At 60.2% G+C, this 26690-nt stretch carries 24 protein-coding genes; 12 read left to right on the top strand and 12 right to left on the bottom strand.

The window, feature by feature from the left end; translation table 11 throughout:
* The first annotated feature begins 44 nt into the window (after nt 1-44).
* Nucleotides 45-578, top strand: coding sequence for a chemotaxis protein CheW (locus tag G7048_RS00450; protein WP_166066275.1), 534 nt, complete (start codon nt 45-47; stop codon nt 576-578).
* Here G7048_RS00450 and G7048_RS00445 read toward each other — a convergent pair whose 3' ends face one another.
* Nucleotides 579-1787, bottom strand: a complete 1209-nt coding sequence (locus G7048_RS00445) for a GNAT family N-acetyltransferase (RefSeq protein ID WP_371747601.1) — start codon at nt 1785-1787, stop codon at nt 579-581.
* Nucleotides 1788-2155: 368 nt separating this feature from the next.
* Here G7048_RS00445 and G7048_RS00440 point away from each other — a divergent pair, with 368 nt between their 5' ends.
* Both G7048_RS00440 and G7048_RS00435 read left to right on the top strand, forming a co-directional pair.
* A complete protein-coding gene (locus G7048_RS00440) occupies nt 2156-3808 on the top strand; it encodes an NAD+ synthase (protein ID WP_166066273.1) in 1653 nt (550 codons plus the stop codon).
* 61 nt (nt 3809-3869) lie between these two features.
* A complete protein-coding gene (locus G7048_RS00435) occupies nt 3870-4208 on the top strand; it encodes a P-II family nitrogen regulator (protein ID WP_166066272.1) in 339 nt (112 codons plus the stop codon).
* An 85-nt stretch (nt 4209-4293) separates the two neighbouring features.
* Here the strand turns inward: G7048_RS00435 and G7048_RS00430 are convergent, their stop codons facing one another.
* The 6 genes from G7048_RS00430 to G7048_RS00405 all read right to left on the bottom strand — a co-directional run bounded on the left by G7048_RS00430 (nt 4294) and on the right by G7048_RS00405 (nt 7998).
* Nucleotides 4294-4908: a TIGR00730 family Rossman fold protein gene (locus G7048_RS00430; RefSeq protein ID WP_166066271.1), complete on the bottom strand. Its 615-nt coding sequence runs from the start codon at nt 4906-4908 to the stop codon at nt 4294-4296.
* Entirely contained in the window at nt 4895-5308 is a 414-nt protein-coding gene (locus tag G7048_RS00425; RefSeq protein ID WP_166066270.1) for a diacylglycerol kinase, read from the bottom strand. Before G7048_RS00425 ends, G7048_RS00430 begins: the two co-directional genes overlap by 14 nt.
* 176 nt (nt 5309-5484) lie before the next feature.
* Nucleotides 5485-5997 (bottom strand): RDD family protein, encoded by a 513-nt coding sequence (locus G7048_RS00420; RefSeq protein WP_240933264.1) that lies wholly within the window; start codon nt 5995-5997, stop codon nt 5485-5487.
* Nucleotides 5998-6075: 78 nt separating this feature from the next.
* Nucleotides 6076-6942, bottom strand: coding sequence for a DUF3106 domain-containing protein (locus G7048_RS00415; protein WP_166066268.1), 867 nt, complete (start codon nt 6940-6942; stop codon nt 6076-6078).
* A gap of 31 nt (nt 6943-6973) precedes the next feature.
* Entirely contained in the window at nt 6974-7429 is a 456-nt protein-coding gene (locus G7048_RS00410; protein WP_166066267.1) for a DUF3619 family protein, read from the bottom strand.
* A complete protein-coding gene (locus tag G7048_RS00405; RefSeq protein ID WP_166066266.1) occupies nt 7426-7998 on the bottom strand; it encodes an RNA polymerase sigma factor in 573 nt (190 codons plus the stop codon). The genes G7048_RS00410 and G7048_RS00405 overlap by 4 nt, the downstream gene beginning before the upstream one ends.
* A 289-nt stretch (nt 7999-8287) precedes the next feature.
* On the opposite strand from G7048_RS00405, the gene G7048_RS00400 reads away from it, so the two are divergent.
* From G7048_RS00400 to G7048_RS00380, 5 genes are all read left to right on the top strand, one after another.
* Nucleotides 8288-10072 carry an acetolactate synthase 3 catalytic subunit gene (locus tag G7048_RS00400; RefSeq protein WP_166066265.1) on the top strand — a complete coding sequence of 595 codons (1785 nt, stop codon included), beginning with the start codon at nt 8288-8290 and terminating at the stop codon, nt 10070-10072.
* A 167-nt stretch (nt 10073-10239) separates the two neighbouring features.
* Nucleotides 10240-10731 carry an acetolactate synthase small subunit gene (gene ilvN, locus G7048_RS00395; RefSeq protein WP_166066264.1) on the top strand — a complete coding sequence of 164 codons (492 nt, stop codon included), beginning with the start codon at nt 10240-10242 and terminating at the stop codon, nt 10729-10731.
* A gap of 122 nt (nt 10732-10853) precedes the next feature.
* Nucleotides 10854-11870: a ketol-acid reductoisomerase gene (gene ilvC, locus G7048_RS00390; RefSeq protein ID WP_166066263.1), complete on the top strand. Its 1017-nt coding sequence runs from the start codon at nt 10854-10856 to the stop codon at nt 11868-11870.
* Nucleotides 11871-12390: 520 nt separating this feature from the next.
* Complete coding sequence (locus tag G7048_RS00385; protein ID WP_166066262.1) at nt 12391-13929, top strand: 2-isopropylmalate synthase; 1539 nt, start codon at nt 12391-12393, stop codon at nt 13927-13929.
* Nucleotides 13930-14042: 113 nt separating this feature from the next.
* Nucleotides 14043-15179, top strand: coding sequence for a D-alanyl-D-alanine carboxypeptidase family protein (locus tag G7048_RS00380; RefSeq protein WP_166066261.1), 1137 nt, complete (start codon nt 14043-14045; stop codon nt 15177-15179).
* A gap of 81 nt (nt 15180-15260) precedes the next feature.
* On the opposite strand, the gene G7048_RS00375 is transcribed toward G7048_RS00380, so the two are convergent.
* The 3 genes from G7048_RS00375 to nadA form a co-directional block, all read right to left on the bottom strand.
* Nucleotides 15261-16073: an IclR family transcriptional regulator gene (locus tag G7048_RS00375; RefSeq protein ID WP_166066260.1), complete on the bottom strand. Its 813-nt coding sequence runs from the start codon at nt 16071-16073 to the stop codon at nt 15261-15263.
* A 178-nt stretch (nt 16074-16251) separates the two neighbouring features.
* Entirely contained in the window at nt 16252-17796 is a 1545-nt protein-coding gene (gene nadB / locus G7048_RS00370) for an L-aspartate oxidase (protein WP_166066259.1), read from the bottom strand.
* Between the two features lie 25 nt (nt 17797-17821).
* Nucleotides 17822-18958, bottom strand: coding sequence for a quinolinate synthase NadA (gene nadA / locus G7048_RS00365; protein WP_166066258.1), 1137 nt, complete (start codon nt 18956-18958; stop codon nt 17822-17824).
* A 254-nt stretch (nt 18959-19212) separates the two neighbouring features.
* Between nadA and G7048_RS00360 the strand changes: the two genes are divergently transcribed.
* From G7048_RS00360 to G7048_RS00345, 4 genes are all read left to right on the top strand, one after another.
* Nucleotides 19213-20541, top strand: coding sequence for an ABC transporter substrate-binding protein (locus tag G7048_RS00360; RefSeq protein ID WP_166066257.1), 1329 nt, complete (start codon nt 19213-19215; stop codon nt 20539-20541).
* A gap of 363 nt (nt 20542-20904) precedes the next feature.
* Entirely contained in the window at nt 20905-22575 is a 1671-nt protein-coding gene (locus G7048_RS00355; protein ID WP_166070711.1) for an iron ABC transporter permease, read from the top strand.
* A gap of 21 nt (nt 22576-22596) precedes the next feature.
* On the top strand, nt 22597-23688 hold the full coding sequence (locus tag G7048_RS00350; RefSeq protein WP_166066256.1) for an ABC transporter ATP-binding protein: 1092 nt from the start codon (nt 22597-22599) through the stop codon (nt 23686-23688).
* Nucleotides 23689-23758: 70 nt separating this feature from the next.
* A complete protein-coding gene (locus G7048_RS00345; protein WP_166066255.1) occupies nt 23759-24649 on the top strand; it encodes a LysR family transcriptional regulator in 891 nt (296 codons plus the stop codon).
* A gap of 10 nt (nt 24650-24659) precedes the next feature.
* Here G7048_RS00345 and G7048_RS00340 read toward each other — a convergent pair whose 3' ends face one another.
* Both G7048_RS00340 and G7048_RS00335 read right to left on the bottom strand, forming a co-directional pair.
* On the bottom strand, nt 24660-25307 hold the full coding sequence (locus G7048_RS00340) for a trimeric intracellular cation channel family protein (RefSeq protein ID WP_166066254.1): 648 nt from the start codon (nt 25305-25307) through the stop codon (nt 24660-24662).
* A 76-nt stretch (nt 25308-25383) separates the two neighbouring features.
* Complete coding sequence (locus G7048_RS00335; protein ID WP_166066253.1) at nt 25384-26658, bottom strand: acyl-CoA dehydrogenase family protein; 1275 nt, start codon at nt 26656-26658, stop codon at nt 25384-25386.
* Nucleotides 26659-26690 lie beyond the last annotated feature (32 nt).

Here is a 26690-nt window from a genome sequence, read left to right as displayed (position 1 = left end):
TGCAGCTAGTAACATCTCTTATCTTCCTTGGACCTTGCCTGCCCATGTTGCCCATCTCCTCCTTGCGTTCCAGTTCGTCGCGCCGCGCCGCGCAGGTGCCGAGCGTGCCTGTGTCGAAATATCTGACGTTTCGGTTGGGCGATGAGCTGTATGGCATCGACATTCTGAGCGTGCAGGAGATTCGCTCGTATGAGCCGCCGACGCGCATGGCGCATGCGCCGGAGTTCATCAAGGGGGTGATTCAGTTGCGGGGCGTGATCGTGCCGGTGGTCGATCTGCGCATGAAGCTGCGCTGCGCCGAGGCGAGTTACAACGAGTTCACCGTGGTGATCGTGCTTCGGGTGGAGGACATGCTGCTGGGCGCGGTGGTGGATGCGGTGGCCGATGTGGTGGCACTGCAGGACGACGTGATCAAACCTGCGCCGCACTTCCAGGGCGCGGTGGACACGAGTTATGTGCGCGGCATGGCGTCTGTGGACGGGCAGATGCTGATCGTGGTGGACATTGCGGCACTGCTCAGTCCGGCCGAAATGGGCTTGCTGCAACAGGCGCGCACTGCGGTCAACGCAGAGGTCTGATCAGGGCGTCGCTTGCCTGAACGGGCTGCGCTCGTGCAGCTCGTCCATGTATTGCGCGATGCCTTGGCCTTCGCGTTCCAGAAATCGCTCGACAGCTTCTGCAAATCCCGGATGGGCCAGCCAATGGGCGCTGCTGGTCTGCACCGGCATGAGCGCGCGGGCCATCTTGTGCTGGCCCTGAGCGCCGCCTTCGAAGCGGGAGATTCCGCGCGCGATGCACCATTCGAGCGGCTGGTAGTAGCAGGTCTCGAAGTGCAGGTTGTCCACGCGCTCCAGCGCACCCCAGTAGCGGCCATACGCCACGGAGTCCTGTACGGCGATCAGGCTGGACGCAATGCGGCGGCCGTCCTGATTGGCGATGAGCAGCACCCAGTTTTCGGGCATGTTGCGCTGCATGCTTTGGAAGAACGCGCGCGTCAGATACGGCGCGTTGCCATGTTCCAGATAGGTGCGTTCGTAGCACGCATAGAAGAAATCCCAGTCCGCATCGCTGATGTTCGCGCCTTCGATGACGTCGAACGTCACTCCCGCATCGTGCACGCGTCGGCGTTCCTGGCGGATTTTCTTGCGCTTTTCCTGATTGAGCGACGCGAGAAATTCGTCGAATGATTGGAATGCGATGCCGCTTTGGGGATGCCGGTTGTGCCAATGGAATTGCACGGTGTGGCGCAGCATCAGCCCGAGGTTTTTGGCAGCCTGCAGATCATCTTCGGCACCAAACAGCATGTGGACGGACGACAGTTCAGCCTCCTGCGCCCAGTCGATCACGCCCTTGAGCAGCAGCGTGCGCGCCTGCTCGTTCTTCGCCAGCAGGCGGCTGCCCGGCACGGGTGTGAACGGCACGGCGAGCACACCCTTGGGGTAGTACTGCAGGCCGTGGCGCTGGTAGGCGTCGGCCCAGGCCCAGTCAAAAACGTATTCCCCATACGAGTGGGTCTTGGCGTAGAGCGCACAGGCGGCTTCGAGCACGCCGTTCTTTTTGAGCAGGCAGAAGACGGGCGTCCAGCCGGTGTCTGCATTCGCGCTGTCGCTGGTTTCCATCGCAGCAAGATACGCGTGGCGCATGAAGGGCGTGGCGTGGCTTTGCTGGGCGAGCAGGCTGTCCCATTCGGCAGCATCCACCTTGAGCGCGGAGTCCAGCAGCTCCAGCGTGTAGTGGTCGGATGCTGTGGATTCTGCTAAAGAGGCGGGAGTCGGGTAGGCAGACAAGGTGACAGAGTGGTTTCGATGTCTCGGAAGCAGCGATGATCGCGCAAACCGGTCTCCTGTGAAAGCCAAGGGAGATGATGCATTCGGCGCAAATCACGTCCGCTGAACGGACACGATTGTGGTCTTGCGTTGCCTTGCATGTGCCTCGTTTTTGAGCAGGTGTTCAAACCTCCTTGAAAATCAGCCACTTATGCGATGCATACAAAGTGTTCCGCAACTTGTCCACATCACTGTCCAACGCGAGTGGGGACAACTGGAGCGCTTGCGGGAGCGGCTTTGTGCTGCATGCACGCTGCGGCTTTTTCTCGCTCGCCTACGAGAATGAAAGCACGATGACATAATTGCCCGCAGTCTCTTTCGCTCGCACCATGCCATTCCCCATCAGCATTGCCCAGCTCAACTTCGTTGTGGGCGACATTCAGGGCAACGCCCGCAAAATCATCGATGCCGCGCGCCAAGCGCATGCGGGCGCCTCGCGCCTGTTGCTCACGCCGGAACTGGCGCTCAGCGCCTATGCCGCCGAAGATCTGTATCTGCGGCCCGCTTTCCTGTCCGCCTGTGAAATGGGGTTGGCCGAGATCGCGGCTGCCACGGCTGATCTGACCGAACTCACCTTGGTCGTCGGGCATCCGCAGGCCATTCCCGGTGAATACGGACATCGCTGCCACAACGCGGCCAGCGTGATTCGCAACGGCCGCATCGAGCAGACTTACGCCAAGCAGCGCCTGCCCAATTACGAGGTGTTCGACGAGCAGCGTTATTTCATCCCCGGCAGCGGTACTTGCGTGTTCGAGGTCGATGGTGTTCGCATTGGTCTGCTGATCTGCGAAGACGCGTGGTTCCCCGAGCCCGCACGTGCTGCGGCTGACGCGGGTGCCCAACTGATTGCGTGCATCAACGCATCGCCTTTCCACATGGGCAAGGGCGTTGAACGTGAAGACGCCATGCGTGCTCGCGTGCAGGAAACCGGTCTGCCGCTGGTCTACGCGCATCTGGTCGGCGGACAGGATGAGGTGGTTTTTGAAGGTGCTTCGTTTGCGTTGAACGCGGATGGCCAGGTCGCCATGCGCGCTCCGGCGTTCGCCGAGCAATTGGCGCGCGTCGAAGTGCAGGTGCAGGGCAGCGCAATCCAGTTGGGGGGCGAGATGGCTCCCGTGTTGGGTTGGGAGGCTGAACTCTGGGCCGCGCTCGTCACAGGCGTGCGCGACTACATCGGCAAGAACGGTTTTCCGAGCGTGGTGTTGGGGCTGTCGGGCGGTATCGACTCCGCTTTGGTGCTGGCGATTGCCGTCGATGCGCTGGGTGCGGACAGGGTTCGTACCGTGATGATGCCGTCCCCCTACACGGCGGACATCAGCTGGATCGACGCACGCGAGATGGCTGCGCGCCTGAACGTGAAGTACGAGGAAATCGCCATCGCGCCGCAGTTTGAGGCCTTCAAGGCGGCGCTTGCTGCGGATTTCGCGGGACTGCCCGAAGACACGACCGAAGAAAATCTGCAGGCGCGCATTCGCGGCACGCTGCTCATGGCGCTGTCCAACAAGTTCGGCTCTGTGGTGCTGACCACCGGCAACAAGAGCGAGATGGCGACCGGTTACTGCACGCTGTACGGCGACATGGCTGGGGGCTTTGCGGTCATCAAGGACGTGCTCAAGACCCGCGTGTTCGCGCTGGCCCGCTGGCGCAACGAGAACGATCCGTTCGGCAAGGGTGCGAACCCGATTCCCGAGCGCATTATCACGCGCCCTCCCAGCGCCGAGCTGCGCCCCGATCAGAAGGACCAGGACAGCCTGCCGCCCTACGAGGTGCTGGATGCCATCGTCGAGCGCTACATGGAGCGCGACGAGCCGATTGCCGACATTGTCTCTGCGGGTTTTGCGCAGGCTGATGTGGATCGGGTCACGCGACTCATTAAGATCAACGAATACAAGCGTCGTCAGGCGCCGGTGGGCGTGCGCGTGACGCGGCGCAGCTTCGGCAAGGATTGGCGCTATCCGATCACCAATAAATTCCGGGCGTGAGGGGCAGTGCACTGCTCATCAGGTCAGGTCCGTTTTTGAACAATCATCAGGAGTTCCCGCCATGAAAATGATCACCGCCGTCATCAAGCCATTCAAGCTGGAAGAGGTCCGCGAAGCGCTGGCCGATTGCGGTGTCACCGGCCTCACCGTCACGGAAGTCAAGGGTTTCGGTCGCCAGAAGGGCCACACCGAGCTGTACCGCGGCGCTGAGTACGTGGTGGATTTCCTGCCCAAGGTGAAGGTCGAAGTCGTCGTGCGCGAGGAAGACGTGGACCGCTGCGTGGACGCCATCGTCAACGCAGCGCGCACCGGCAAGATAGGCGACGGCAAGATTTTCGTGACGGAAGTCGAACGCGTGATCCGTATCCGCACGGGTGATTTGGACGACGCGGCGGTCTGAACCTTTCAAGCCTGCTCTCAAAACGACAAAGCCCGACTGGATCGGGCTTTGTGCTTTCTGGGGCGACAGTCGATCAGATCATGAATCAGATCACGGTGCGCAGCGGAATCTGCGACATGTTGTTGCCCGCTTCCTCCACCAGCTTGCGCAGCAGCGCGTCGTGATCGGTGTGGGTGGAGACGAGGTCCATCTGCCACTCGCCCATGAAGCCGGACTTCACGCTGGTGTCGAGGAAGCCCAGCATGCCGTCGTAGTAGCCGTCCACGTTGAGCAGGCCGATGGGCTTGTCGTGGTAGCCGAGCTGGCGCCAGGTCCAGATTTCGAACAGTTCTTCAAACGTGCCGATGCCGCCGGGCAGGGCGACGAAGGCATCGCTGCGCTCGGCCATCATGGCTTTGCGCTCGTGCATGTTGTCGACGATGTGGAGTTCGTCGCAATGCTGGTTGGCCAGTTCTTTGTCGACCAGCGCCTTGGGGATCACGCCCACGACGTGGCCACCGGCCTTGCGGGTGGCTTCGGCGACGGTGCCCATCAGGCCGCTTTTGCCACCGCCGTAGACGAGTTGACCGCCATGTTCACCGATCCAGGTGCCGACCTGAATGGCGGATTGGGTGAAGGCGGGGTTCTCTCCGGGGCGTGAGCCGAGGTAGACGCAGATCGAGAACGTGGGAGCTTGTTGTTTCTTGTTAGTGGATGACATTCGCAAACCTTTGATAGAGCGCGGCAAGCCAGATGCCGCCGCACAGCAGCAGGGTCAGCAGCACGGCGGCGCTGCCCATGTCCTTGGCGCGTTTGGACAGATCGTGCAACTCGGGGCCGATGCGGTCAATGGCGGCCTCGATCCCGGTGTTGAGCAACTCGACGATCATCACCAGCAGCACGGAGCCTGCCAGCAGGGCCACTTCAATCCAGCTTCGCCCCAGCCAGAAGGCGGCGGGGACCATGATGATCGCAACGCTGGCTTCGGCGCGAAACGCCTTTTCATCCCAGCCCGCCCTGAGTCCTTGCAGCGAGTAGCCGAAGGCGTGAATCCAGCGGTTGAGCCCAGTGCGGGCCTTGTGTGGATGTGGGGCGGGTGATTGGGGAAGTCGGTCGGCCATGGAGACGAAGAGCAGAAGCGGATTTCAGCGTTGAGAAGTTCGTTACGCGTACGAAAGAAGAGTTTGAAGGACGATGGATGCCTTCATTCAAACGAACATCGTAGCGCAGATGAATGCACTCCATCGTGCAGCAACCGCGTGAACATTGGCTGAATGAACGCGTTCAGCGTTCGTTTTCAGATGCGGCGTTTGCGAGGCAACGGAGCCGAATGGATCAACCGTGTACCCGCCCAGGCATCGTGCCAGAACTGGCGCTCGGGATGAAAACGGCTGAGCAGCGCCCAGATCGCGATCCAGCCACCCAGAATGACCAGCGCTTCGGCAGCACTGAGCTTGGCGCCCCAACTGACCAGCAGCGGCGGGAGAAACCAGAGCCAGGACAGCACATAGCGCTTGAGTGCCCGCATCTGGCTGATCGAGCGGCCCTGGGTGTCGATCACGCGGATGTTCCAGGTTTTCATCGCAAGCGTCTGGCCTTTGGCCCAGAACCACACGAAGTAGATGCCGAAGATCACGAACAGAAACGCTTGCAGTCCGTGGCGGTTGTCCAGGGCGTTGCGGGTCTGGGTGAGGGCGCTGAAGAGGTAGCCGGAAATGAACACCACACCGAACATCAGCATGCCTTCGTAGAGCCAGCAGGCCATGCGGCGTCGCAGCGATGGAGTCGTGCCTTCCGCGTTGGGCGGCATGTCCGTCGGTGAGTCTGGGCGGGCGATGGGGCCTGAAGGAAGCGGAGAACTCATTCGACGGATTGTTGCTATGGGGTGTTATTGGGGCGAGTTGACCGAGGTCACATCCCGCAGATCCACTTTTTCCTCGCCCTCAGGCGCTGAGCCGGGGTTCAGCGGTGGCAGAGGCTGGGCGGTTGCCGATGCTCCCTGAACCGGAGCGGTCTCCACCGTCATGGGCGTGCTGGGCAGCGGCGCGGCTGGCGGAGGGAACACATGCGGGACATGGTAGTCCGCCATGGGGGGGATCTTGGGCGGGTTGGGTTGATTTGGAGCAACAGTCGTCGCGGCCGGAATGCGCACCAATTTCTTGGAGGGCGCCGATCGGACCACTACTGCCGCGCCGAATGGCTTGCGCGCGGCGTTGGCGGCCAGTTGCTTTTTCTCTTCTTCGCTCAAGGCCTGATAGGCCTCCCACTGAGCGAGCTTGTCATCCGGCGAGAGGCGATTGGTTGCGGCGAAATTCAGGCGCGCCTGACTGCGCTGCTGGGCACTCAGGTTGGCCCATTCCGTCATGCGGCTGAGCATCTTGGCCTGTTCCTGCTCGCTCAGGGAGTCGAAATTGGCGGCCAGCGTGAGCCAGTGGCGCTTTTGCCCTTCGGTCAACTGATTCCAGCGAGTGGCCAACGGCGAGAGCGCGTCTTTTTGGGAGCTGGAGAGTTCTCCCCACATGGGGCCGCCCTGATTGATGGGCGCAGGTGCCCGAACCATGGTGGAGTTCGGGCGGATATTGGGGCGCTTGGAGGGCAGGGCCTCAACCGGTGCGGAGATCGTTGGCGCGAAACTCAGGTAGTCGACGGACTTCCACGCGCCAAACGCCAGACATGCCAAAGCCAGCAGCCCCGCGACGGTGGCTGCATGGCTTGATTTTGAACGGTCGGATACGTCTGGCGCCAATCTCTGCATGCAAATCGGTAGTCAACCGATCGGTTCAAGGTTAGTGTTGGGATGTTTTCAGATATTGCAGAAAACCGGGGTCAGTATAGGCCTCTGGAGGCAGGTCGTCGGTGAGAAGGGCTGCATCCACTTCGGCAATTTCATTTGCGCCCGCTTCATTCTGGTTCACGCCCACGACAAACAGGCCCACGAGCAGTGCCGCAACCGGAATGGCCGACACCAGAGCACGCCACCAGTTGCCACCTTCGCTGCCCCAGCCGCCGCCCATGGTGGCCGTGTGACCAGCGCCAAGCACCATCGGCTCGGCAACCACGGGACGCTGGGCCACGACGGCAGGACGCTTGCGCTTGTCCAGCGCCTGCATGCGGCCTGCGCGCAGGCGTTCGGCAATGTCGTAAGGGAGCTCGTTGCTGCCCTCGTTGAGGCGGGCCACCACCCGATGGGCGAAACGGTCTGCCGCTGTACTGGTCGAATTTTCGGAGATATGGCGGTTCATAGCTCGATTCCTTTTGCTTTCAATGCCTTGCTCAGCGTCTGAATGGCACGAAAGCAGTGCGTTTTGACGCTGCCCTCGGAGCAGCCCATCGCTGCTGCCGTTTCTGCAACATCCATTTCCTCCCAGTAACGCATGAGGAAGGCTTCCCGTTGACGTGCGGGCAACTCTTGTATCTCTTTTTCGATTTCCTGGAATATCTGTTTGCGACGCAGTTGATCCTCGGTACTTTGTGAACCTTCGCGCTCATTTCCCTCTGTGGAGTGGATTTCCAGGAGGTCGAAATCTCCCCCTTCGTCACTCGGGCTTTCGAAGTCGCTGAGGCTCGTGAACAAAGCGTTACGAGTTTTTTGTCGGCGAAACCAGTCAAGGGTGCTGTTCGAGAGGATGCGCTGGAACAGCATCGGCAACTCGTTGATCGGCTTGTCCCCGTAATGCTCGGCCAGCTTGATCATGCTGTCCTGAACGATGTCCAGAGCGGCTTCCTCGTCACGAACGTGATACACCGTGCGCTTGAAAGCACGTTTGTCCACGCTCTTGAGAAAGTCTGACAGTTCTTGTTCGGAGGCCAAAAGCAAAACTGTCCCGCAAAGGGGACTGACAGGGCGCAGGCAACAAAGCCAGCCCCAAGGTTGGTAATCCGTCGATTATGACATCAGAGTAGTTTTTTTGAGCATAGTGCGATGCGAACGTCCACAAAGTGCAATAATGTGCACTGCAGCAAATAACGCAAACGGGTCCCGGTTCGGCGAAGAACTCATGTCGCTCATGACCGAGGCCTCAAGTTCCAAGGCGGCTTCACAAGAGCTCGACCGAGGGGCACCCAAGGTTTTTCGTTAGAGAAATTCACAAAGGTTCATCATGGAAATCTCCAAGGCCGAAATCTCGTCGGCAGCCGCAGCAACCAGCGGCGCAGCTACTGGCTCCCAAGAACTGATGGGCGCCGAAATTCTCATCAAGTCGCTCCAGGCTGAAAACGTCCAGTACATCTGGGGTTACCCTGGCGGTGCCGTTCTCTATATCTACGACGCCCTGTACAAGCAGGACACCATGCAGCACGTGCTGGTGCGCCACGAACAGGCGGCAGTGCATGCGGCCGATGGCTATGCCCGCGCCACGGGTGATGTCGGCGTTGCGCTGGTCACATCAGGCCCGGGCCTGACGAACGCAGTCACTGGTATTGCCACCGCTTACATGGATTCGATCCCCATGGTGATCATTTCCGGTCAGGTGCCCACGCCAGCGATTGGCCTGGATGCTTTCCAGGAGTGCGACACCGTCGGCATCACGCGTCCCATCGTCAAGCACAACTTCCTGGTGAAGGATGTGCGCGATATCGCCATGACGATGAAGAAGGCCTTCCATATCGCCCGCACAGGCCGTCCCGGTCCCGTGGTGGTCGACATCCCGAAGGACGTGTCCTTCAAGAAGACCGCATACAACGGCTATCCGCAGACTGTGGAAATGCGCTCGTATAACCCGGTCAAGAAGGGTCACGGCGGCCAGATCCGCAAGGCTCTGCAACTGCTGTTGACGGCCAAGCGCCCCTATATCTATACCGGCGGCGGTGTTCTGCTCGGCAATGCGTCCAATGAACTGCGCACGCTGGCGAATATGCTGGGCTACCCAGTCACCAACACGCTGATGGGTCTGGGCGCGTTCCCCGCCTCCGATCCGAAGTTCCTCGGCATGCTGGGCATGCACGGCACCATCGAAGCCAACAACGCCATGCAGAACTGCGATGTGCTGCTGGCCGTGGGTGCGCGTTTCGATGACCGCGTGATCGGCAACCCCAAGCACTTCGCGCAGAACGATCGCAAGATCATCCACATCGACATCGACCCCTCCAGCATCTCCAAGCGCGTGAAGGTGGATGTGCCCATCGTCGGCGATGTGAAGGATGTGCTGACCGAGCTGATCAACATGATCAACGAAACCACGACCCGTGCCGACGCAGGCGCGCTGGCGCAATGGTGGAAGCAGATCGAAGCATGGCGCAGCCGCGATTGCCTGGCCTATGACCGCGACAACACCAGCGTGATCAAGCCGCAATACGTGGTCGACACGCTGTGGAACATGACCAAGGATGCGGACACCTACATCACGTCCGACGTGGGTCAGCACCAGATGTGGGCTGCGCAGTATTACCGCTTTGACGAGCCACGTCGCTGGATCAACTCCGGTGGCCTCGGCACCATGGGTGTGGGCATTCCCTACGCCATGGGCATCAAGCTGGCCAAGCCGAAGTCCGAAGTGTTCTGCATCACCGGCGAAGGCTCGGTGCAGATGAACATTCAGGAATTGGCTACCTGCCTGCAGTACAACACGCCGATCAAGATCTGCGCGCTGAACAACCGCTATCTGGGCATGGTGCGCCAATGGCAGGAAATCGAGTACTCGGGCCGCTACAGCCACAGCTACATGGATTCTCTGCCCAACTTCGTGAAGCTGGCCGAGGCCTATGGCCACGTCGGCATGCTGATCGAGCGTCCCCAGGATGTGGAGCCCGCACTGCGCGAGGCCCGCAAGCTCAAGGACCGCACGGTGTTCATGGACTTCCGTACCGACCCCACCGAGAACGTGTTCCCGATGGTGCAGGCCGGCAAGGGCATCACCGAAATGCTGCTCGGCGCGGAAGATCTGTAAGACTTCGCCAAGCGCAACCATCCATAATGCCGGGCTGCTGGGGTAATCCCGCTCCCGGTCCTCCATCGCCATTCGCGAGAATGGCAACTTTTTGACGAATCTATTGCCTGCCGAGCCTAGTGTTTACCGACATCAGGGGAGGGCAGCGAGAAGAGGACTCTCTCATTATGAAACACATCATTGCTGTCCTGCTGGAAAACGAACCCGGTGCCCTGTCGCGCGTGGTTGGACTGTTTTCCGCACGTGGCTACAACATCGAATCGCTGACCGTGGCTCCCACCGAGGACGCATCGCTGTCGCGCATGACCATACAGACCACCGGTTCGGAAGACGTGATCGAGCAGATCACCAAGCACCTGAACCGTCTGATCGAAGTCGTGAAGGTGGTCGACCTGACCGAAGGCTCCTACACCGAGCGCGAGCTCATGATGGTGAAGGTGCGGGCCGTCGGCAAGGAGCGTGAGGAAATGAAGCGCATGGCCGACATCTTCCGTGGTCGCATCATCGACGTGACCGACAAGAGCTACACAGTGGAGCTGACCGGCGACCAAAGCAAGAACGATGCGTTCCTGCAGGCGATCGACCGCACAGCCATTCTCGAAACAGTGCGCACTGGCGCCAGCGGCATCGGCCGTGGCGAGCGCATTTTGCGTGTCTGAATGTAATACGGACGGGTTGGCCAGTTCGTTTATTGAAATACTGACGCCCGCCGTTCAGAACGCGATCTATATTCCTGAGTTTTCCTTTTTCCAACCCTAGACCCAAACCCCCCGGAGCCGATATGAAAGTTTTCTACGACAAAGACTGTGATCTGAGCCTCATCAAGGGCAAGACCGTTGCCATCATTGGTTACGGCAGCCAAGGCCATGCTCACGCACAAAACCTGAACGACAGCGGCGTGAAGGTCGTGGTCGGTCTGCGCAAGGGCGGCGCTTCCTGGGACAAGGTTGGCAAGGCTGGCCTGAATGTTCTGGAAGTGAACGACGCAGTCAAGGCTGCTGACGTGGTCATGATCCTGTTGCCCGACGAGCAAATCGCCGAGGTCTACAAGAACAACGTCGCACCGAACATCAAGCCAGGCGCATCGCTGGCTTTCGCTCACGGCTTCAACGTGCACTACAACCAAGTCGTGCCACGTGCCGATCTGGACGTGTGGATGGTGGCTCCCAAGGCTCCAGGCCACACCGTGCGCAACACGTACACCCAAGGTGGCGGCGTGCCTCACCTGGTGGCCGTGCATCAGGACAAGTCCGGCAAGGCCCGTGACCTGGCCCTGTCGTACGCCATGGCCAATGGTGGCGGCAAGGCCGGCATCATCGAGACCAACTTCAAGGAAGAAACCGAAACCGACCTGTTCGGCGAACAAGCCGTTCTGTGCGGTGGCGCTGTCGAGCTGATCAAGATGGGTTACGAAACCCTGGTCGAAGCCGGCTACGCTCCTGAAATGGCATATTTCGAATGCCTGCACGAACTCAAGCTGATCGTTGACCTGATCTATGAAGGCGGTATCGCCAACATGAACTACTCGATCTCGAACAACGCCGAGTACGGCGAGTACGTGACAGGTCCTGAAGTGATCAACGAAGAGTCCCGCAAGGCCATGCGCAACGCTCTGAAGCGCATCCAGAACGGCGAATACGCCAAGATGTTCATCCAGGAAGGTCGTCTGGACTATCCCTCGATGACTGCACGTCGCCGCAACACGGCTGACCACAGCATCGAAATCGTGGGCGGCAAGCTGCGCGCGATGATGCCTTGGATTGCCAAGAACAAGCTGGTCGACCAGACCCGCAACTGATCTTCTGATCAACACTGAGAACGCCCTTCGGGGCGTTTTCTTTTTTGTGTTTTGTTTTTGTCGTGGACGAAGCCCTTGGCTTCGATTGGTTGATCGTTTTGAGGCGGCAATACAGCCCCTCATGCGTTGTTGCGAAGCCTTGCCGTACGAGAGTACTGTCTGCGGCTTCGACGCCTAGCCTGAGGGGCTGTATTGCCGTTGTGGTGTTTGGTTCGAGCGCCTGCTGCGCTTCGGAGGTTCGCTCTGACAGGCGGGAGCGGGGAAGGGTGTGTTGATTCGTTTGGTTTGCAGTTCCATACGAAAACCAACAAACAAGTCGGTTGTGCTACATTGTCGCTCTATGAAAACGTTGGCCCTCGCCCTAGCTCTACTGCCCTTCGGGCTGTGATGTTGGCGCGCGAGCGAACTGTTCATCCGATGGCCCGTATGCAAGCGCAGCGGGCTTTTTTGTTTTTTGCGCTTGGATAACGGTTCTTTTTAATTGACGGAGCTGCCTGTGTGCGGCGTTCTGGAGACCACGATGACTGACAAACTGATTATTTTTGACACCACATTGCGTGACGGCGAGCAGTCGCCTGGCGCTTCGATGACCAAGGATGAAAAGCTGCGCATCGCCCGTCTGCTGGAGCGTCTGAAAGTCGATGTGATCGAGGCCGGTTTTGCCGCCAGCTCGAATGGCGATTTCGAGTGCATCCGTTCCATCGCGGGTGCGGTCAAGGACGCCACCATCTGCTCGCTCTCGCGTGCCAACGACAAGGACATCGCACGTTCGGCCGAGGCGCTGGCCGGTGCCAACAGTGCGCGCATCCACGTGTTCCTGGCGACCAGCCCGCTGCACATGGAAAAGAAGCTGCGCATGACGCCTGATCAGGTGTTCGATCAGGCGGTCAGCTCGATTCGCTTTGCGCGCAATCTGTGCGGCGACATTGAATTCAGCGCCGAAGACGGCTACCGCAGCGATCCGGATTTCCTGTGCCGCGTGTTCGAAGCGGTGATCAACGAAGGCGCGACCACCATCAACGTGCCCGATACCGTGGGCTACGCGATTCCCGAGCTGTACGGCGACTTCATCAAGAACCTGCGCGAGCGCATTCCGAACTCGGACAAGGCGATCTGGTCCGTGCACTGCCACAACGATCTGGGCATGGCTGTGGCGAACTCGCTGGCGGGTGTGAAGATCGGCGGCGCGCGTCAGGTCGAGTGCACGATCAACGGCCTCGGCGAACGCGCGGGCAACTGCTCGCTCGAAGAAGTCGTCATGGCGATCAAGACGCGCAAGGACTACTTCGGTCTTGACGTGAACATCGACACGCAGCACATCGTTGCCGCCAGCCGCATGGTCAGCCAGACCACGGGTTTCGTCGTGCAGCCGAACAAGGCGGTCGTCGGTGCCAACGCGTTCGCGCACGCATCCGGCATTCACCAGGACGGCGTGCTCAAGGCGCGTGACACCTACGAAATCATGCGTGCCGAAGATGTGGGTTGGGCTGCCAACAAGATCGTGCTGGGCAAGCTCTCCGGTCGCAACGCGTTCAAGCAGCGCTTGCAGGAACTCGGCGTGGAGATGGAGAGCGAAGGCGAGATCAACGCCGCGTTCACCCGTTTCAAGGAACTGGCCGACCGCAAGAGCGACATCTTCGACGAGGACATCCTTGCGCTGGTGAGTGATGAACATGCCGGAAATCACAAGGAAGCCTTCGGTTTCGTGTCGCTTTCTCAACACAGCGAAACCGGTGAACGCCCTCATGCCAAAGTGGTTTTTACCGCTGAAGGCAAGGAAGTTCAAGGCGAATCGGAAGGCAACGGACCGGTCGATGCATCGCTCAAGGCCATCGAGTCGCACGTGAAGAGCGGTGCCGAAATGGTGCTGTATTCGGTCAACGCCATCAGCGGTTCTACCGAGAGCCAAGGTGAGGTGACCGTGCGTCTTCAGAGCAGCGGCCGAGTGGTCAATGGCGTGGGTGCGGACCCGGACATCGTGGTTGCGTCAGCCAAGGCCTATCTGAGTGCGTTGAATAAGTTACAAAGTAAATCGGAACGAGTGGCTGCGCAAGGATGAGCACGGTTTTATAATTAACTCACTTTCTTGAAGAGTCGCATAAGTTCTTGATCTTGTGCGACTTTTTTTGATTGTGTACACTGAAACCGTTTTTTGCTGCTTGGAGCATCTTGATGCAAGCTCGTAATCGCATCGTCGCCCGCTTTTTTCACGCACTGGCCTTTGTGGCCTTGAGCGTTTCTTTGGCCACACCAGCAGTGCATGCGGCCGAGAAAAAGAAACAAGCGGTTGCATCAAAGAAGCAGGCTGTTTCTTCTGGTGCAAAACGCCAGGCAGCCAAGTCCACTGAAAAGCAGGCGCGCAAAACTGCCGAAGCGCCACGCGGCAAAGCAGGCCGCGTGACCGCATCGCTGAGCAAATCCAATCGCCTTTCCGTACGCAGCGCCAAGGCTCCCGTTCGCACCGTGGCCTACACGCCGCCACCGCAGTCCTTCGGGCAGATTGCGGGCTTGCACGAAGTTCAGGATCCGCTTGCGCTGCAGTCGAGCGTGGCGTTGGTCATCGATCAGGACACCAAGGAAGTGCTGCTGAGCAAGAACGAGGGCGCCGTGCTGCCCATCGCCTCGCTCACCAAGCTCATGACCGGTCTGCTGGTGTCCGAAGCACGCTTGGACATGAACGAACCCATCACCATCACACAGGATGATGTGGACACGGAGAAATTCAGCCGTTCGCGTCTGTCGGTGGGCACGACGCTCAGCCGCGGTGAGTTGCTGCATCTGGCGCTGATGTCGAGTGAAAACCGTGCAGCTCATGCGCTCGGTCGTACCTATCCAGGTGGTTTGAACGTGTTCGTCGCGAAGATGAATTCCAAGGCGCAGCAGATTGGCATGCGTTCCACGCACTATGTGGAGCCGACCGGTCTGTCGAGCAGCAATCAGGCGAGCGCCCGCGATCTGGCACAGCTCGTCAGCGTGGCGCACAACGACCCGCTGCTGCGTGAACTGACCACGTCGCCAAGCTACGAAGTCGAAGTCGGAAGCCGCACGATGCAGTTCAACAACACGAATCGTCTGGTGAAGAACCCATCGTGGGATATCGGCCTGCAGAAGACGGGCTTCATCAACGAAGCCGGTCGTTGCCTGGTGATGCAGGCGCAGGTTTCTGGCCGCAAGCTGATCATGGTGTTCCTCGATTCCGCAGGCAAGTTCAGCCGTCTGGCCGATGCCGAGCGCGTGCGCAACTGGGTGGAGCAGCGCTCGCATCCCGGTGGCCACATGATGGCGCGTTCGGATCACGGCAACAGCTGAGCGAGTTGGTCACTTCTCGCAGCCAATAAAAAACCGCGCATTGCGCGGTTTTTTGCTTTGAGCGAACGAATGCTGAACGGGTCAGTTCGTGATCGGTCCGTTGAAAGCTGTGCGCTGGCCTTCGTTGAAACCCAGTGCTTGAGAGATTTCCTTGGCTGTGGTCTGCAGTTTGGGCAACCAGTTTTCATCGAGACGATCGGCGGGAGCCGAGATCGACAGACCGGCCACGAGTTGGCCTTGGTCGTCGAACACGCCAGCGGCCATGCAGCGCACACCCAATTCCAGCTCTTCGTTGTCGCGCGCGATGCCATATTGGCGGGCCTTGCCCAGTTCGCGTTCGAGGATGGGCAACTGTGTGATGCTGTTGCGTGTGTGGCCGGGCAGGCCGGTGCGCGTGGCGTAGGCGCGTACGCGTTGTGGATCGTCGGCGGCGAGGAACAGCTTGCCGGTGGAGGTCAGATGCAGCGGCGCGTGTCCGCCAATCGCGCGCACCACCTGCATGCCCGAGCGCTCGCTGTAGGCGCGCTCCACGTAGACGATTTCGTCGCCCTGACGCACGCTCAGGTTCACGGGTTGCTGGATCAGCTTGTGCAGTGAGCGCATGGGGGCCATGGCCGCGTCGCGCACCGAGAGGCGCGCCTTCACCAGATTGCCGAGTTCCAGCAGGCGCATGCCGAGGCGGTAGGTGCCCGATTCGGGACGATCGACAAAGCGACCAATCGTCAAATCGTTGAGGATTCGGTGGGTGGTGGAAGGATGCAAGCCCGTCTTTTCGCTGATTTCCTTGAGTGAAATGGCTTCTTCGCGCGAGGCCAAAACATCAATGAGCACAAACATTCGTTCCAATACTTGGACACTGGGCTTGGCAGGCGAGTCTGAGTAGTTCTTTTTCATAGCAAACCATGAGTCTCACGATGTCGGGCATTTTATCTTGTGAAATTGACATTCGAGACGACAGTTTGTGGAATAGCCGTATTTGCTATGTTTTTAATATCGATATTTCGCGGCAGTATTGGAGAAAATGCCGTTTCAACGATACGGTATGTTGATGCGATCGATTGTGTGATTTGATTCACATCATTTCAGTTTCCGGATTGTTTATCTCGGAGGAAATGTCATCGGTACGGGCATGCGCACCGCAGCTGTGCGTCCGTTGCAGCGCAGCATTCACGATCTGGCTGCTGGCCTCCAGACGATTGCGGAGGGCCGGATCTGCTGCGCCGAGCATGTGCTGCCAAGCGCTGATCTGGCGCGCGGTCTGGGCAAGTCCCTGCTGATTGCGCTGAATGCCGACACATTCATCCATCAGTTGCGCAAGCACTTGCGCAATCGGCGAGATCTGCTCGACACCAGAGACAGTAGATTGCCCGGCGCTGCCCATCAGTAGGGCGGATTGTGGTGTGGCCTTCGCGGGCTTGGATGCAGCGATTGCCTGTGCGGCCGCACGTCCCATGACCACGCATTCAAGCAGCGAATTGCTGGCAAGCCGATTCGCGCCGTGCAGGCCGGTGCAGGCCACTTCGCCCACGGCATGCAGATTCGACAGATCAGTCGTGCCGTTGACTTCCGCCCGCACGCCACCGCATGCGTAGTGCGCGCAAGGCGCGACGGGAATTGGCTGGCTTGCGATGTCGATGCCATGGCTTGCGCACAACTGCATCACACCGGGGAAATGCTGGGCCAGCCATTCGCGTGGTTGGTGCGAGATGTCGAGATGCACGAACGCCAGATTGCCGCGCTGCATTTCGGTATGAATCGCACGCGAGACGATGTCGCGCGGAGCCAGTTCGGCGCGTTCGTCGTGGCGTGGCATGAAGCGCTCGCCATTCGGCAGTTTGAGCAATGCGCCTTCGCCGCGCAGCGCTTCGGTGACGAGGCCTGCAGCGCGCCCATTGACCTGCAATGCGGTCGGATGAAACTGCACGAACTCCATGTCCTGCACGGCGCATCCGGCACGCGCGGCCATGGCAATGCCGTCGCCGGTCGCCGTCCATGGATTGGTGCTGCGCGAAAACAATTGCCCCAGCCCGCCGGTGGCGAGCACCGTGTGTCCAGCCAACCAGGGCGTGACCTTGCCATCGGGCTCGCGCACCCAAGCGCCAAAGCAGGTGTTGGCAGAAGAGGCATGTGCGTGCGGCAGGTCGATGGCTGCGTGTGACTCATGAATGCGGATGTTCGCGCGAGCACGGCAGGCGCGCAGCAATGCTTGCTGCACCGCCAAGCCGGTTCGGTCTTTCACATGCGCAATGCGGCGATGGCTGTGTCCACCTTCGCGCGTCAGGTGCAGCGTCTGGCCATCCTCCATCCGATCGAATTCCACGCCTTGTTCGATCAGCCAAGCAATTGCAGCAGGAGCTTGGGAGAGGATCTGGCGCACGGCAAGCAGCTTGTTGATGCCAGCGCCCGCAATCAGCGTGTCGTTCACATGCGCGTCCACGCTGTCCTGTGGATCGAGCACCGCAGCAATGCCGCCTTGTGCCCAGGCACTGGCGCATTCGTCGATTCGGCCCTTGCTGAGCATGTCGATCTGCAGATGCTGCGGCAGAGACAGCGAGGTCGCCATTCCGGCCAGACCTGCGCCGATGATGAGAACGTCCGTGGTGCGCGATGCGGTCATGATGATCACTCTCTTTCGTTGAGCTTCAGGCGGGGCCGTAGTGCTTGAACAGCGCGCCGTCCTGCGCGAATTCACCGCTGGCGCGCACGCGCTGTTTGGCTTGCGCCGCAAAGCGCAGCATGCGTTCGATGGGCCGGCGTGCGGCCTCGGCGAGCGTGGCATCGAGTTCGATGGAGCCGACCTCGGACGTCAGCACCTGCTCGATGCCCCCCAGGCTGTTCATCGCCATCCACGGGCACATCGCGCAGCTCTTGCAGGTAGCGCCTTGCCCTGCAGTAGGAGCGGGCATGAAGTGCTTGTCGGGGTAGCGCTTCTGCATGTCGTGCAGGATGCCCTGATCGGTCGCGACGATGAAGCGATTAGTTGGCAACTTGCCGACGGCGGAGATGAGTTGCGTGGTCGATCCCACCACATGCGCGAGCGCAGCAACGGCTGCGGGCGACTCCGGATGCACGAGGATCGCGGCTTCCGGGTATTCCTTGGAGAGCAGGGCCAGCTCGTCGGCCTTGAACTCGTCATGCACCACGCACGAGCCTTGCCAGAGCAGCATGTCGGCACCGGTCTGCTGCTGGATGTATGCGCCCAGATGGCGGTCGGGCGCCCACAGAATCTTCTCGCCGCGCGCATGCAGATGCGCCACGATTTCCTTGCCGACTGACGAGGTCACGACCCAGTCCGCACGCGCTTTTACCGCCGCGCTGGTGTTGGCGTAGACCACGACAGTGCGGTCCGGATGCTGATCGCAGAAGCGGCTGAATTCGTCAGCCGGGCAGCCCAGATCGAGCGAGCAGGTGGCCTCGTCGTCGGGCATGAGCACGGTTTTTTCGGGGCTCAGAATCTTGGCTGTCTCGCCCATGAATCGCACGCCTGCCACAACGAGTGTGGAGGCAGGATGCTCCGCTCCAAAGCGGGCCATTTCCAGCGAGTCGCCAACGCAGCCGCCGGTCTCGCGTGCCAGTTCCTGCAATGCGCCGTCCACGTAGTAATGCGCGACGATCACCGCATCGCGCTTTTTCAGCAACTCGCGAATGCGTTGCATGGCACGTTCTTTTTCCGCAGCGCTTTGTTCCTGCGGCACACGCGCCCACGCGTCTTTCAGTCCGCAGGCGGCACCGCCCAGCACGAGGTGGGGGTGGTCGTATTGCACGGTCTTCAATGTCATGTCTGTCTCCTGATCCCGGTGGCTCATTGCATGGGAAAGCTGGAATGCGCGGATTATGCTCAATTTGAGCAATAAGTGACGAAAATTTTTCCAATCCCTCTGCACCATGTGGTCAGAACTTTCATGAGCCGCACGATCACGGGTTAACCCGACCACTCGGTTGACTGATATGCCGCATCAAAACTTGTGATTGGCCCAATAGTGGGAGCGCGACTAGAGTCCGAGCATCCCCCATCACATTCAGGAGACAACACATGCAGAAGAAGACTTGGGTGGCAGCGGCGATTTCGGCGGGTTTCGTTTGGAGTGCAGGCCTTGCGCAGGCGGGAACGGTGACGGTGCTCACCTCGTTTCCCAAAGAGCTGACGAGTGCTTATCAAAAGGCGTTTGAAGCGGCGAATCCGGGCATCAAGATCGAGATTTTGAACAAGAACACGACGGCATCCGTGGCCTATGTGCGCGAGTTGCCCGAAGGCCAGCGGCCCGATGTGATGTGGGCGAGCGCGCCCGACGCGTTCGAGGTGCTCGCGCGCGGCAAGCTGCTCACGCCAGCGCCCGAAACGGTGAACAAGAATGCGCCGGCCAAGATCGGCAACTTCCCGCTCAATGACCCCGAAGGCATGTACTACGGCCAGGCGCTGGCGGGCTACGGGATCATGTGGAACACGCGTTACTTGAAGGCCCACAAGCTCGAAGCGCCCAAGGAATGGAGCGATCTGACGAAGCCCGAATACTTTGGTCATGTGGCGATTTCGTCGCCCTCGCGCTCGGGCACGACGCAGTTGACCGTCGAGACGATTCTGCAGGGCGAAGGTTGGGAAAAGGGCTGGGGCCAACTGCTTGAAATGATGGGCAATGCGGCGGCGGTCACCGATCGCAGTTTTGCTGTGCCTGATGGCGTGAACAACGGCCAATACGGTCTTGGCATCGTCATCGATTTCTTTGGTTTGGCGGGCAAGTATTCGGGCTTTCCGGTGGACTTTGTCTACCCGACGATGACGGCTGTTGTGCCCGCGAACATTGCACTGATTGCGGGTGCGAAGAACGCGGACGAGGCCAAGAAGTTCATGGCGTTCACCATGTCCACGGCCGGCCAGCAACTGCTGTTCGATCCCAAGATCAGCCGTCTGCCCATCTTGCCGTACAACACGTTGAAAGCGCCCGCGGGCTACCCCGTTCCGCAGGAAGTCGCCAAGCGTGCCAAGGTGCACTTCAACACCGATCTGGCCGAGTCGCGTTATCAGGTCGTGATCAATCTGTTCGACCAGATGGTGACTTTCCGTTTGAAGGAATTGCAGGCCGCGACCAAGGCGATTCAGGAAGCCGACAAGGCACTCAAGGCCAAGCCGAATGCGCAAGGCAAGGAGCTGTTGTCGCAAGCGCGTTCGCTGGCTTATTCGCCTTTGGTGGGCGAGGGCAATGCCAAGGATCCGCAGTTCCTTGAACTCTTCAAGAAGAGCCGTCGCGATGTGGCGGTTGCCAAGGAGTTGACTGGTCTGGAGCAGATGTGGGCCGACAAGGCCAAGTCCAACTATGCCAAGGCGTTGCAACTAGCCCAGCAAGCCAAGGGAATGGCGAAGTAACTGTGGTTCTTTGACTTGTTGACGAAGCCTTCGGCTTCGGTTGGTGATTCGTGCGAAGACGCCGATACAGGGCTTGATCCTTCGTAGCGCCTCCTTGGCCAGTACCGAAGCACTGTCTGCGTCGGCGACGCCTCGTCTCAAGCCTTGTCTCGGCGTTGTGGTTGGAGGTTCCAAGTGCCTCGACCACTTCGCTGGCCCGCTGCTTCGGAATGTTGAATGCGTGGAGACTCTTATGAAAAGCCTTTGGTGTGCTTGTTTTCTGAGTGAATCGTTGCATCAGCAGCGCATTGCGGGAGAGTCCTCATGAGTACCAATGTCTCCGCGCAAGATGCCGTAGGCAATGTGCCTGTGCGCGCTTCTGCCATGTCGGGCATAGGCCCGTGGATCGCATTCATCCTCATCGGATTGTTCCTGTTGGTGTTTCTGATCATCCCGGTGTGCATGGTGATCTACACGGCTTTCGTCACGGAAACAGGCAGCCTCACCTTCGGCCACTTCGCCAATTTCTTTGGTCAGACGGTGTTCACCGAATCCTTCATCAACAGCGTGTTGGTGTCGCTTGCCAGCGTGTTTTTTGCCAGCGTGATTGCGGTGCCGCTGGCTTATCTCACGGTGCGTTTCGAGTTTCGCGGTGCGCTGTTGATTCAAACCTTGGGCGTGCTGCCGCTCATCATGCCGCCGTTCGTGGGCGCCGTTGCGCTGCAGCTCATCTTCGGGCGCAGTGGGTCGGTCAATCTGCTGCTCGATGACTGGTTTGGCTTCACCATTCCCATCATGGATGGACTCGTGGGCGTGGTGTTTGTGGAGAGCATTCACTACTTTCCATTCATTCTGCTGAACCTCGTCGCGGCCATGCGCAATATCGATGGTGCGATGGAAGAGTCGGCGCTTAACCTGGGTTCGCGCGGTTTTCGGCTTTTTCGCAGAATCATCTTCCCGCTCGCCATGCCCGGTTATCTCGCCGGTGCGGCCTTGGTTTTCGTGAAGGTGTTCGATGATCTGGGCACGCCACTGGTCATGGGCGTGACCAACATGCTTGCGCCTCAAGCCTATCTGCGCATCACCTCCGTGGGACTCGACGATCCGCTGGGTTATGTGATCAGCGTGATCATGATCGTGTTCTCCATCGTCGCGCTGTGGATGTCTGCGCGCGTCATGAAGGGCAAGGATTACGCCACGCTGCAAAAGGGTGGAAGCGCGCTGCAAAAGCGCAAGCTGAGTGCATGGGAGGCTGTGCTTGCCTATGGCTGGATCGTGCTGGTGCTGCTGGTCGTGCTTGCTCCGCATTTCGGCATTCTGCTGATGTCGTTTGCCAAGGTCTGGAGCTTTTCCGTGCTGCCCGACAGCTATACGCTGGAGCACTACGCCACGGTATTCAACGACTCCAGCAGCATGATCGGCAACACGCTGTTGTATTGCCTGCTGTCGGCCACCATCGACGTGGTGATCGGCACCGCGATTGCGTATCTGATTCTGCGCACCAAACTGCCTGCGCGGCAATGGCTGGATTACATGGCTTCTGTGGCTTTGGCGATTCCGGGCCTCGTGCTTGCGATTGGTTATCTGCGCATGTTCCGTGGCGTGAATCTGCCGTTCACCGACACGCCGTTGATCGCGTCGTGGGTGCTCATCATGCTGGCATATGCCGTGCGGCGCTTGCCCTATGCGCTGCGCTCGTGCATGGCTGCTTTGCAGCAGGTGCATATCTCGCTCGAAGAAGCGGCGCAAAGCTTGGGAGCAGGGCGCATGAGCGTGATTCGCCGCGTGATGGTGCCGCTCATGGCGGGCGGCATCATGGCGGGTTTTGTGACGAGTTTCATCACCGCTGCGGTGGAGCTGTCGGCCACCATCATGCTGGTCTCGCGCGAGAGCCAGGCGCCCATGAGCTACGGCATTTATCTCTACATGCAAAGCGTGTCTGGCCGTGGTCCGGGTGCGGCGCTGGGGGTGCTCGCCGTGCTCGTCGTGGGCCTCGGAACGTATTTCTCGCACCGCTTTGTGGAGCGTTCGCGCGCCACGGTGCAGTCGGTTTGAATGGAAAGGTTGGGACCACATATGCAACTCAATCCTGTATCGCTCGAATGCCGTCACATCAGCCTCTCGTATGGCAACAACGAGGTGCTGCGCGACGTGAATCTCAAGATCGAACCGGGCGAATTCTTCGCACTGCTCGGGCCTTCGGGCTCCGGCAAATCCACGCTGCTGCGTTTGATTGCGGGCTTCAACCGACATCAGCGCGGCGAGCTTTTGGTGGGAGGGCAGGACATTACGTCCGTGCCGCCCCATGCGCGCAACATCGGCATGGTATTTCAAAACTACGCACTGTGGCCGCACATGAGCGTGTTCGACAACGTGGCATTCGGCCTGGTGGAGCGCCGCGAAACGCGCGATGCGATCAAGCGCAAGGTGGGCGAGGTGCTCGATCTGGTCGGGCTCTCGCAGTTCGCGCAGCGCAGGCCGGGGCAGCTCTCGGGCGGTCAGCAGCAACGCGTTGCGCTCGCGCGCACCGTGGTGATCGAGCCCAAGCTTTTGCTGCTCGACGAGCCGCTTTCCAATCTTGACAAAAAGCTGCGCGTGCAGATGCGCGAGGAACTCAAGAATCTGCAGCATAAGCTTGGGCTTACCACCATCTTCGTCACGCACGATCAGGAAGAAGCCATGACCACCGCCGACCGCATGGCCGTGCTGGACAAGGGCGTGCTGCAACAGGTGGGTTCCGCAGCGGGCCTGTACGACTATCCCGTCAACCGCTTTGTCGCAGGCTTTGTGGGCACGGCGAATGTGCTGGAAGGCGAGGTGATGCAGGTGAGCGGCGAGTCTTTGTCGTTCCATGTTCCCGGTATTGGCAATCTGCGCTTGCCCAGGCCTTCGGAAGCCCCGGCTGTCGGGCGCGCGGCCGTGTCGTTTCGTCCGCATCAGGTGCAGATTGCGGTGCGTGACGATGCGGGCGATGCGTCGCGCATCTGGATGGATGGGCAGGTGGAGAGCGCCGAATTCCTTGGCGAATTCTCGCGTTATCGCGTGCGGGTGGGTGATGTGGCAGTCGTGGCCGATCAGCCGCATTACGCGGGCGTTGGCATGTTGCCGACGGGCACGGCGGTGCGCCTTGGAATCGAACCGAGTCAGATGCGCTATCTGGATGCCTGATTTGCCGAGGCTCCGCTCTACGGGAATTCCAGTAGCCGCAGCCATACCCCTGCTGCGTTAGGCTAGGCCGATGGAGATGTACCAACTGCGCGCCTACGTCACGGCGGCAACGCTGGGCAGCGTCACGCGCACGGCCGAAGCGCTGCATGTGACGCAGCCAGCAGTCACCGCGCAGATCAAGGCGCTGGAGGAAGAACTAGGCGTGGCACTGTTCGACCGCCGACCCGGTCGCATCAGCCTGACGCGCGCGGGTGAATCTCTGCTCGCCGATGCGCAGAAAGTGCTCGATGCAGCAGGGCATCTGCAAGGCCGCGCCAAAGATCTGCAGGGCGAAATCACCGGGCAGCTCGTGATCGGCACGTCCACTGATCCCGACTCGCTGCGTCTTGGCTCGTTGCTGCGCGCTTTGGTATCTGCCTTGCCGCTTCTGGAAATCAAAACCCGCTATGGCCTCGCGCAGGACCTGTGCGAGCAGGTCATGTCGGGCAGCATGCAGGGCGCGTTCTACATCGCCGCCAACATGCCGCGCGATTTGGAAGTGCTGGTGCTGCAGACACGCCACTACCGCATCGTGGCACCCGCAGCCCTGCGCAACGAGGTGCTGAAAGCGGGCTGGCGCGACCTGTCGCAACTGCCATGGATTGCCACACCGGCGCAGCACCACACGCAGCATCTGCTGATGGCACTGTTCGCGCGCCAAGGCCTGGCACCTCATCAAATTCTTGAAGCCGACACCATGGCCGCTGGCGAGAGCCTTGTACGCGCAGGGCTCGGGCTGACCTTGCTGCGAGAAGACAAGGCCATCGATCTGGCCGGGAAGGACGAGTTGGTGATCTGGCCGCACGCGCGCGTTCCTGCGCAACTGGGTTTCATCTATGGGCGCTCGACCGAGCATGATCCGGCGCTGGTGGCTACGTTGTCACAGCTCAGACGTGTGTGGGGATTGTCGGAGAGCGTTTGAATAAAGCTGCTCACTCCACCCGCCACGAAGGAATTCGCCACTGCCTCCACATCGCGAGAGCGCGCAGACCTGCGGTCACCACCACGCAGGCCAGCATCGGCGCAGTTTCAGGCAGTGCTGGAAACTGCCGCAAAACCAAATCCACGCACCCCCCCGCCATCGCGCAGACAGCATAGGGCTGATGATCTCTGAACGCCTGTGGAATTTCGCCGCAGAGCACGTCGCGCAGGACGCCGCCGAAGACGCCGGTAACCACGCCCATCATCACGCTGATGAGCGGTGACATGCCGAGTTCGGCGGCCATGTCCACGCCAACGGCGGTGAAGAGGCCGAGGCCGAGCATGTCGGGCCAGAGCATGGCGCGTTCGGTGATGTGGAAGTGCTTCTGGCGCAGGAAGACGATGGCGAGCAGGCTGATGAGCATGACCGCCCAGACGAGGTAGTCGTTTTTCGCCCAGAAGAATGGCCGGTTGTCGAGCAGCAGGTCGCGCAGCGTGCCGCCGCCGAAGGCTGCGATGAAGGCCATCACGCAGACGCCCACCACATCGAGCTTCTTGTGCGCGGCCTTGAGCACGCCGCTGAGGGCGAAGGCGATGGTGGCCGAGACTTCGAGAATCTGGCGCGCGGTGTCGATGATTTGCGGGGTGTTGATCGGCATGGCTCGCATTGTGGCTGGAATGCGGCCACGCCTTTCATTCTGGCAGGCGCGGGATCGGCTTGCTTACCGAATCGGATCAACTGCCGCGCGTGACCGGCACGTCGGCGTGCTTGCCGTAGCTGCCGTGTCTGCCCAGTTCCCACTTGGCAATCGCGTTGCGGTGGACTTCATCGGGGCCGTCGGCGAAGCGCAGGGTGCGCACCAGCGTGTAGGCGTAGGCGAGCGGGAAATCGTCGCTCATGCCGCCGCCGCCGTGGGCCTGGATGGCCCAGTCGATGACCTGGCAGGCCATGGTGGGGGCGACGACCTTGATCATGGCGATTTCGGTCCTGGCGACCTTGTTGCCTGCGGTGTCCATGAGCCACGCGGTCTTGAGCGTGAGCAGGCGGGCCATGTCGATCTTGCAGCGGGCTTCGGCGATGCGTTCTTGAGTGACGGTCTGCGCCGCAATCGGTTTGCCGAAGGCGACGCGTTCGCTGGCACGCTTGCACATGAGTTCGAGCGCGCGTTCGGCGAGACCAATGGTGCGCATGCAGTGGTGGATGCGGCCGGGGCCGAGGCGGCCCTGTGCGATCTCGAAGCCGCGACCTTCGCCGAGCAGGATGTTGGATGCTGGCACGCGCACGTTGTCGAAGAACATCTCGACATGGCCGTGCGGTGCGTCGTCATATCCGAACACGGTGAGCGGGCGCACGATGCGGATGCCGGGTGTGTCGGCGGGCACGACGATCATGCTTTGCTGCGAGTGCTTGGGTGCGTCGGGGTCGGTCTTGCCCATGACGATGAAGACCTTGCAGCGCGGATCGGCTGCGCCCGAGATCCACCACTTGTGGCCGTTGATGATGTAGTCGTCGCCATCGCGCGTGATGCGGGTGCAGATGTTGGTGGCGTCGGACGATGCGACCTCGGGCTCGGTCATGGCAAACGCCGAGCGGATTTCGCCGTCGAGCAGCGGCTTGAGCCAGCGCGCTTTCAGCTCTTCGCTGCCGTAGCGCGCGATGGTTTCCATGTTGCCGGTGTCGGGTGCGGAGCAGTTGAACACTTCGCTTGCCCATGGCACGCGGCCCATGATTTCGGAGAGCGGGGCGTATTCCTGATTGGTCAGACCCGCACCCTGGTAACCCGCGATTTCTGCGGTGTCTTGCGGTAGAAACAGGTTCCACAGACCGGCGGCCTTGGCCTTGTCCTTCAGGCGCTCGATGACGGGCAACGGCGTCCAGCGCTTGCCTGCTGCGGTGTTGGCAGCCAGCTCTTTGGCGTAGTCGGCTTCTGCGGGATAGATGTGCTCATCCATGAAGGCGATGAGGCGCTTCTGCAGTTCTTTGGTCTTGGGCGAGTAGTCGAAATCCATGCGTGTTATCTCCTGAAAATGGTGGGCTTGTC

It is taken from the genome of Diaphorobacter sp. HDW4B, from assembly GCF_011305535.1.
Classification (GTDB): Bacteria; Pseudomonadota; Gammaproteobacteria; order Burkholderiales; family Burkholderiaceae_C; genus Diaphorobacter_A.
This window is presented reverse-complemented; position numbering and strand designations above follow the sequence as displayed.

Coding starts and splice junctions, on each gene's coding strand:
- G7048_RS00400 (WP_166066265.1), top strand. CDS start 8,288: ATGGAAATCTCCAAGGCCGAAATCTCGTCGGCAGCCGCAGCAACCAGC.
- G7048_RS00450 (WP_166066275.1), top strand. CDS start 45: ATGTTGCCCATCTCCTCCTTGCGTTCCAGTTCGTCGCGCCGCGCCGCG.
- G7048_RS00340 (WP_166066254.1), bottom strand. CDS start 25,307: ATGCCGATCAACACCCCGCAAATCATCGACACCGCGCGCCAGATTCTC.
- G7048_RS00385 (WP_166066262.1), top strand. CDS start 12,391: ATGACTGACAAACTGATTATTTTTGACACCACATTGCGTGACGGCGAG.
- G7048_RS00440 (WP_166066273.1), top strand. CDS start 2,156: ATGCCATTCCCCATCAGCATTGCCCAGCTCAACTTCGTTGTGGGCGAC.
- G7048_RS00420 (WP_240933264.1), bottom strand. CDS start 5,997: ATGCCGCCCAACGCGGAAGGCACGACTCCATCGCTGCGACGCCGCATG.
- G7048_RS00430 (WP_166066271.1), bottom strand. CDS start 4,908: ATGTCATCCACTAACAAGAAACAACAAGCTCCCACGTTCTCGATCTGC.
- G7048_RS00335 (WP_166066253.1), bottom strand. CDS start 26,658: ATGGATTTCGACTACTCGCCCAAGACCAAAGAACTGCAGAAGCGCCTC.
- nadB (WP_166066259.1), bottom strand. CDS start 17,796: ATGACCGCATCGCGCACCACGGACGTTCTCATCATCGGCGCAGGTCTG.
- ilvN (WP_166066264.1), top strand. CDS start 10,240: ATGAAACACATCATTGCTGTCCTGCTGGAAAACGAACCCGGTGCCCTG.
- ilvC (WP_166066263.1), top strand. CDS start 10,854: ATGAAAGTTTTCTACGACAAAGACTGTGATCTGAGCCTCATCAAGGGC.
- G7048_RS00375 (WP_166066260.1), bottom strand. CDS start 16,073: ATGAAAAAGAACTACTCAGACTCGCCTGCCAAGCCCAGTGTCCAAGTA.
- G7048_RS00360 (WP_166066257.1), top strand. CDS start 19,213: ATGCAGAAGAAGACTTGGGTGGCAGCGGCGATTTCGGCGGGTTTCGTT.
- G7048_RS00380 (WP_166066261.1), top strand. CDS start 14,043: ATGCAAGCTCGTAATCGCATCGTCGCCCGCTTTTTTCACGCACTGGCC.
- G7048_RS00355 (WP_166070711.1), top strand. CDS start 20,905: ATGTCGGGCATAGGCCCGTGGATCGCATTCATCCTCATCGGATTGTTC.
- G7048_RS00350 (WP_166066256.1), top strand. CDS start 22,597: ATGCAACTCAATCCTGTATCGCTCGAATGCCGTCACATCAGCCTCTCG.
- nadA (WP_166066258.1), bottom strand. CDS start 18,958: ATGACATTGAAGACCGTGCAATACGACCACCCCCACCTCGTGCTGGGC.
- G7048_RS00435 (WP_166066272.1), top strand. CDS start 3,870: ATGAAAATGATCACCGCCGTCATCAAGCCATTCAAGCTGGAAGAGGTC.
- G7048_RS00425 (WP_166066270.1), bottom strand. CDS start 5,308: ATGGCCGACCGACTTCCCCAATCACCCGCCCCACATCCACACAAGGCC.
- G7048_RS00345 (WP_166066255.1), top strand. CDS start 23,759: ATGGAGATGTACCAACTGCGCGCCTACGTCACGGCGGCAACGCTGGGC.
- G7048_RS00410 (WP_166066267.1), bottom strand. CDS start 7,429: ATGAACCGCCATATCTCCGAAAATTCGACCAGTACAGCGGCAGACCGT.
- G7048_RS00415 (WP_166066268.1), bottom strand. CDS start 6,942: ATGCAGAGATTGGCGCCAGACGTATCCGACCGTTCAAAATCAAGCCAT.